Annotated in this window: 1 protein-coding gene and 2 pseudogenes; all 3 read left to right on the forward strand. The window is 75.4% G+C overall.

Annotation, left to right across the window (positions count from 1 at the left end):
- Window positions 1-1,678, forward strand: a pseudogene (locus OQ02_RS47420) (acyltransferase domain-containing protein); the annotation flags it as partial.
- Window positions 1,679-1,906: 228 nt separating this feature from the next.
- Window positions 1,907-3,196 (forward strand): annotated as a pseudogene (locus OQ02_RS47425) (phosphopantetheine-binding protein); the annotation flags it as partial.
- Window positions 3,193-7,343, forward strand: a 4,151-nt coding sequence (locus tag OQ02_RS44525) for a type I polyketide synthase (protein ID WP_033443697.1), incomplete at its 3' end; no start/stop codon positions are given. The pseudogene OQ02_RS47425 and the gene OQ02_RS44525, both read left to right, overlap by 4 nt.

The following is a 7,343-nucleotide window of genomic DNA, read 5'->3' on the forward strand; positions in this document are numbered from 1 at the left end:
GGCCGTTGCAAGGCGTTCTCGGCGGATGCGGATGGGACGGTTCTGGCTGAGGGTGTGGGGTTGGTGTTGTTGGAGCGGTTGTCGGTTGCGCGGGGTGCGGGTCGTCGGGTGTTGGGTGTGGTGCGTGGTTCGGCGGTGGGGTCGGATGGTGCGTCGAACGGGTTGACGGCTCCGAGTGGTCGTGCGCAGGTGCGGGTGATCCGTGCGGCGTTGGCGGATGCCGGGGTTGTCGAACGTCGGCCACACCCAGGCGGCGGCGGGCGTCGCCGGTGTGGTGAAGGTGTTGCTGGCGATGGGCGAAGGGGTGGTGCCGAAGTCGTTGCACGCGGACCGCGTGACGGAGGAGGTGGACTGGTCGTCGGGCGGTGTGGTGGTGGCGGGGGAGCGCTGCGCCTGGCCCGAGGTCGACCGGCCGCGGCGGGCCGGGGTGTCGTCGTTCGGGATCAGCGGCACCAACGCCCACGTCGTCCTCGAACAGGCTCCGGACCAACCCGACGCCCAGCCGCCGGAGGTCCAGCCGCCGGACGCGACCGATCTCCTCGTGCCGTGCCCGGTGTCCGGGCGGAGCGCGGGCGCGCTGCGGGCCCAGGCCGCCAGGCTGCGCGACTTCCTCGCCGAACGGCCCGAGCTGCGACCGGCGGACGTGGCGTGGTCCCTCTGGCGCGGCCGAGCCGACCTGGAGCACCGCGCGGTCGTGCTCGCCGACGACCGGGCGAGGTTGTTGCGGGGGCTGACCGCCGTGGCAGAGGACGCGCCCACGTCCGGTGTGGTGGGCGGCGTGGCGCACGGCGAGCCGGATCACGTGGTGTTCGTGTTCCCCGGGCAGGGGGCGCAGTGGCCGGGGATGGCCACGCGGCTGCTCGACTCCTCACCCGACTTCGCCGCGAGGTTCGCCGAGTGCGCCGAGGCGCTGGCCCCGCACGTGGACTGGTCGCCGCACGACGTGCTGCGCGGCGAGCCCGACGCGCCGCCACTGGACCGGGTGGACGTGGTCCAACCCCTGCTGTGGGCGGTGATGGTGGCGCTCGCCGGGCTGTGGCGCGCGTACGGCGTCGTGCCGACGGCCGTGGTGGGGCACTCCCAGGGGGAGATCGCCGCGGCGTGCGTGGCCGGTGCGCTGTCCCTGCACGACGGCGCGCTGGTGGTGTCCCGCCGCGCCGCGCTGCTGGCCGCGTTGTCCGGGCGCGGGGGCATGGTGTCGGTGGCGTCTGGCAGGGAGGACGTCGAGGCCCGCATCCGGCCGTGGGGCGACCTGCTGTCGATCGCGGCGGACAACGGCCCCAACGCCACCGTGGTGTCCGGGAACCCCGATGCGCTGGACGAACTGCTCGCCGGTTGCGTGGCCGACGGGTTCAGGGCGCGACGGCTGCCGGTGGACTACGCCTCGCACTCGTCCCACGTCGAGGACGTCCGAGAGCCGCTGCTCACCGCTCTGGCCGGTATCAGCCCGCGCCCGCCCGCCATCCCGTTCCACTCCACCGCCTCCACCGGTGCCGTCGGCTTCGACGCCGGGTACTGGTACGACAACCTGCGCCTGCCGGTGGAGTTCCACCGCGTCGCGAGGGCCCTCGCGGACCGGCGTCGCGTGGTCTTCGTGGAGGTCGGGCCGCACCCGGTGCTCACCGGCTGCCTCGCGGAGATCGCCGAGGACGCGGCGGTGGTGTCCACCCTGCACCGCGACGACGACGACCGGAGCCGGTTCCTGTCCTCGGTGGCCGAGGCCCATGCGAACGGCGTGCCGGTGGACTGGACCCCGGCGCTGGGACGGGCGGGCGCCCGCCGGGTGGACCTGCCCACCTACCCGTTCCGGCGGCGCGCCCACTGGCTGTCCGCCGAGCCTTCCCCGACCACGGCGCCCACCCGCCGCGCGCCGGTCGACATCGTGGAACCGGTCGGTTCCGACACGGTCGTGCTGTCCGCGCGGTGCGGATCGGAGTCGTCGGGCCTGCTCGCCGGGCACGTGATCGGGGGAGTGGCCGTGCTGTCCGGCCCGGTCCTCGTGCGGTGGCTGCTGGACGCCGGCCGCCGGGTCGGGTGCGACCGGGTCGAGGAACTGGTCATGGAGGCGCCCGTGGTGCTCTCCGAGGCCGCGGAGGTCGAGGTCCAGGTGCTGATCGGCCGCCCCGGCGCCGACGGTCGCCGCCCTGTCGTCGTGCACTACCAAACCGGGGGACCGGCGGAGTGGCGGCGCGTCGCGCACGGGGGCGTCCGTCCGGGCGGGCCGCCGGCGGGGACGGTGGACGAGTGGCCGCCGACCGGTGCGGTCGCGCTGAGCGCCGACGACCTGCGGGCGTTCCCCGGCCTGCGCGCGGCGTGGCGGCGCGGGACGGACGTCTTCGCCGAAGTGGCGGCCGACCCGGCCGACCCGACCTCCGACGCGTTCCCGTTGGACGCCGCTGCGCGGACCGCGTTGCTGGACGGGGCGGACGAGCCCCGGCAGGTGTTCCTCTGGAGCGGGGTGACGGCACGGCCGACTACCGCCGCCACCCTGCGCGTGGTGGCGAGCAGGCACTCGGCCGACGTGGTGTCGCTGCTGGCCGTCGACGGCGCCGGCACCCCGGTGCTGTCCGTCGAGGGCCTGGTGCTCCGCCAAGTCCCCGAGGACTTCGCACCCGACCGGGGTTCCGCGCCCGTGGACTCCGCACCCGGAGAGGAGGCCCCGCTGGCCCGCGCGCTGGCCGCACTGCCCCCGGCGCGGTGGCCAGCGGCGGTGGAACAGGCGCTGCGCGCGCACGTGGCCGCCGTGCTGGGCCACGACGACGCCACCGACGTCGACCCGGAACGGCCCTTCCGCAACCTGGGCGTGGACTCGACGGCCGCGGTGCAGCTCCGCAACCGGTTGTCCGCCGCGACCGGCATGACGCTGCCCGTGGTGCTGGTGTTCAGCCACCCGACGCCACGCGAGCTGGCCCGGCACGTCACCGACCTGCTCACCCGCTCCGCCACGGGTGGTGGAGCGACCGCCCTCGACGAGCTGGACCGGCTGGAACGCGCCTTGGCTGATCCACCGTCGACGGGAGCGGACCGCGCCGAGGTCGTCCGACGCCTGCGGGCGCTGCTGCGCACGTGGCAATCGGACACCGGGTCCGAACCGGACGCGGCGGCCTTCGCCGACGCCGACGCCGAGCAGATGTTCGACCTGATCGATCGGGAACTGGGTCCGGTGGACGTCACCGGGTGGGGGGAACGGTCATGACCGGCGACGAGAAGCTGCTGGGCTACCTCAAGCGCGTCACCGCCGAACTGGGGCAGACCCGGCAGCGGTTGCACGAACTGCGCGAGGCCGCGGCCGAACCCGTCGCCATCGTCGGCATGGCCTGCCGCTTCCCGGGCGGGGTCGCGACCCCCGAGGCGTTCTGGCGGATGATCGCCGAGCGCGTCGAGGTCGCGCCGTCCTTCCCCGTCGACCGGGGCTGGGACGACCCGGGCGGCCGGTCCGGCGGTGTGCCGGGCGGCACGTTCCTCACCGACGCCGCCGGGTTCGACGCGGAGTTCTTCGGCATCAGCCCCCGCGAGGCGCAGGCGATGGACCCGCAACAGCGCATCATGCTGGAACTGGCGTGGGAGGCGGTCGAGCGGGCGGGCATCGATCCCGCGGCGCTGCGTGGCAGCAGCACCGGGGTGTTCACCGGAGCCGTGCACGCCGGCTACGGCGAGCGCCTGGCCACCGTGCCGCGCGACGTGGCCGGGTACCTGGTCACCGGCGGCACGTCCAGCGTGATCTCCGGACGGGTCGCCTACGTCCTCGGGCTCTCCGGGCCCGCGATCACCATCGACACCGCCTGCTCGTCGTCGTTGGTGGCACTGCACCTGGCGGTGCGGGCGCTGCGCACCCGGGAGTGCGCCACTGCGCTGGCGGGCGGGGTGACCGTGATGGCCACTCCTGATCCGTTCCTGGAGTTGGGGCGGCAGGGCGCGTTGTCCCCGGACGGCAGGACCAAGCCCTTCGCCTCCGCCGCCGACGGCACCACCCTGGGTGAGGGCGCCGGCGTGCTGGTGCTGCAACGGCTGTCCGACGCGCTGGCCGACCGCCATCCCGTGCTGGCGGTCATCCGCGGCTCGGCGGTCAACTCCGACGGCGCGTCCAACGGCCTGACCGCGCCCAACGGCACCGCGCAGGAGGAGGTGATCCGGCTGGCCCTGGCCGCGTCCGGCCTCGCACCCGCCGAGGTGGACGCCGTGGAGGCGCACGGCACGGGCACCGAACTGGGCGACCCGATCGAGGCGCAGGCACTGCTGGCCGCTTACGGGCAGGACCGCCGGGAGCCGTTGTGGCTGGGGTCGGTGAAGTCCAACATCGGCCACCCCCAGGCGGCGTCGGGCATGGCGGGCGTGATCAAGGTGGTCCTGGCGCTGCGGCACGGCGTGCTGCCCGCCGGCGTGAACGTGGACGAGCCGTCGCGGCACGTCGACTGGTCGACCGGGAACGTCCGCCTGCTCACCGGGGCGGTGCCCTGGCCTGACGCCGGGCGTCCGCGCAGGGCGGGTGTGTCGTCGTTCGGTCTGAGCGGCACCAACGCGCACGTCATCCTCGAACAGGCGCCTCCTGCGGTGCCGTCTGACGTGGGGCCGTCACCTGCCGCGCTGCCCTGGGTGCTCAGCGCCCACACCGGTGCCGCGCTGCGCGCCCGCGCCGGTGACCTGCTGGACTTCCTCGACGCGCACCCGTCCACGTCGGCCGCCGACATCGCCTCGGCGCTGGCGACGAGCCGGGCCGTGTTGCGCCATCGCACCGTGGTCGTCGGCGCCGACCGCGACGCCCTGGTGGCGGGACTGCGGGCCGTGTCGCGCGGCGCGGACCCCACTGCGGCCGTGACCGGGCGACCGCGCGTCATCCTGGTGTTCCCCGGGCAGGGCACCCAGTGGCCGGGCATGGCCGCCGACCTGCTGGACACCTGTCCGGTGTTCGCCGAGCGGATGCGCGCCTGCGCGGACGCCCTGCGCCCCTTGGTGGGCTGGGAACTGCTGGACGTGGTGCGCGGGGACATCGACGGTGTCGACGTGCTGCAACCGGTGCTGTGGTCGGTGATGGTGTCGCTGGCTGCGGTCTGGACGGCCTCCGGCGTGCGGCCGGACGCCGTGGTCGGCCACTCGCAGGGAGAGGTCGCCGCAGCCTGCGCGGCAGGGGCGCTGTCCCTGGCTGACGGCGCGCGGGTGGTCGTGGCGCGCAGCCGCGCCGTCGCGGCGAAGCTCTCCGGCCACGGCGGGATGCTCGCGGTGTCGCTGCCGGAGGAGGAGGCCCGCGCCTACCTGGTCGGCGGCCCCGTGATCGCAGCGGTGAACGGACCCCGGGACGTGGTGCTCTCCGGCGACCGGGACCGGCTCGACGCACTCGCCGAGCGCCTGACCGAGGACGGGGTGCGCCACCGGTGGCTGCCGATCGACCACGCCTCGCACTCACCCGCCGTCGAGGCGGTCAAGGACGTGCTGACGGCCGACCTGGTCGGGCTCGCACCGCGCTCGTCGGACGTGCCGTTCCACTCGTCGGTGACCGGCGACCCGCTCGACACGCGCGAGGCGGACGGCGGGTACTGGTACCGCAACCTGCGGCTGCCCGTGCTGTTCGACCGCGCGGCGCGCCGCGCGGCGGACGGCGCGGACGTGGTGTTCGTCGAAGTCGGCCCGCACCCGGTGCTGTCCGCCGCGTTGGAGCACCTGGGGCCGGTGGTCGGGACGCTGCGCCGCGACGACGGCGGCCCGGACCGCCTCCTGCGCTCGCTGGCCGACGCGTTCGTCCTGGGCGTGCCGGTGGACTGGGCGGCGGTCTGCGACTGGCTGGGTGTCCGGCCCGGTGCGCACGTCGACCTGCCCACGTACCCGTTCCAGCGCCGCCACCACTGGCTGGTGGGGTCCGGCGCGGCGCCGGGGCAGGCGGGTGGCCACCCGTTGCTGGGTGCGCCGGTGGCGCTGGCCGACTCCGGCACGACCGTCGTCACCGGCCGCCTGTCCCTGGCCGCGCAGCCGTGGCTGGCCGACCACGCGATCGGCGACACGGCTCTGTTGCCCGGCACGGCTTTCGTGGACCTGGTGCTGCACGCGGCGGGCCGGCTCGGCTGCGACCGGATCGAGGAGTTGACGCTGCACCAGCCGCTGGCGCTGCCGCCGGACGGCACCGTGGAGCTCCAGGTGACCGTGGCGGGCCGGGACGAGGGTGGTCGGCGCGCGGTCACCGTCCACGCCCGCACCGAGGGGGCGGCGTGGAACCGGCACGCGGTCGCCGTGACCACCACCGCCGCCACCGACGCGGACGACCACCTGACCGGCAGTTGGCCGCCTGGGGGTGCCGTGCCCGTGGACGTCGAGGACGTCCACGACCTGCTGGCCGGCGCCGGGTACTCCTACGGGCCCGCCTTCCAGGGGCTGCGCGCGGCCTGGCGACGCGGGGAAGAGGTGTTCGCGGAGGTCGAACCCCCAGCGGAGATCGCGGACGACACCGACCGGTTCGGCCTGCACCCGGCCCTGCTCGACGCGGCCCTGCACGCCGCGACCACCGCGACCACCGGGACCACCGGTTCCGGGTCGGTGTCCTTGCCGTTCGCCTGGTCCGGAGTCACCCTGCGGGCCGCCGGGGCGTCCGCTCTGCGCGTGCGGATCGTCCCGGTCGGCCGCGACGCGGTCGCGCTGACGGCGTTCGGCCCGGAGGGCGCGCCGGTGCTCTCGGTGGACTCCGTGGTCCGGCTGCCGGTCCCCGTCGAGCGGCTGTCCGCACCCCGGTCCGGCGGCCTGTTCCAGGTCGACTGGACGGCCCTTTCCGAGCACCTCCAGTCCACAGAGGACACCGAATCGGCGGAGATCCGGTGGGCGGCGCCGGGAAGCGGAGGCGTGGTCGGACCGGACCCGATCCCCGACATCGTGCTGCTGCCCGTCACGTCGGGCGGGGAGCCGGGACCGAGTGCGGTCCACGACACCGTGCGCCAGGCGCTGGACTCGGTTCGTGCCTGGGTGTCCGACGACCGGCTCGCCGCTGCTCGCCTGGTCCTGGTGACCCGTGGCGCGGTCGCCGCCGGCGGTCGTGAGCCGACCGACCTGGCCGCCGCCGCGGTGTGGGGTCTCGTGCGGTCGGCGCGGGCCGAGCACCCCGATCGGCTGGCGCTGCTGGACGTGGAGGACGACGGGCCGGTGCCGGCGCTGGCCGCCGCTCTGGCCGCCGGGGAGACCGAGTTCGCCGTCCGCGGAGGCCGACTGCTCGTCCCGCGCCTGTCTGCCCTGTCCGCGCCAATCGCCGGCGGACCGGACTGGGGCGTCGGCACGGTGTTGGTGACGGGTGGGACGGGTGTGTTGGGGCGGGTGGTGGCGGCGCATTTGTTGCGGGGGCATGGGGTTCGGCGGGTGGTGTTGGCGGG

Origin of the sequence: Saccharothrix sp. NRRL B-16314 (genome assembly GCF_000716595.1) — a bacterium.
Lineage (GTDB): Bacteria > Actinomycetota > Actinomycetes > Mycobacteriales > Pseudonocardiaceae > Actinosynnema.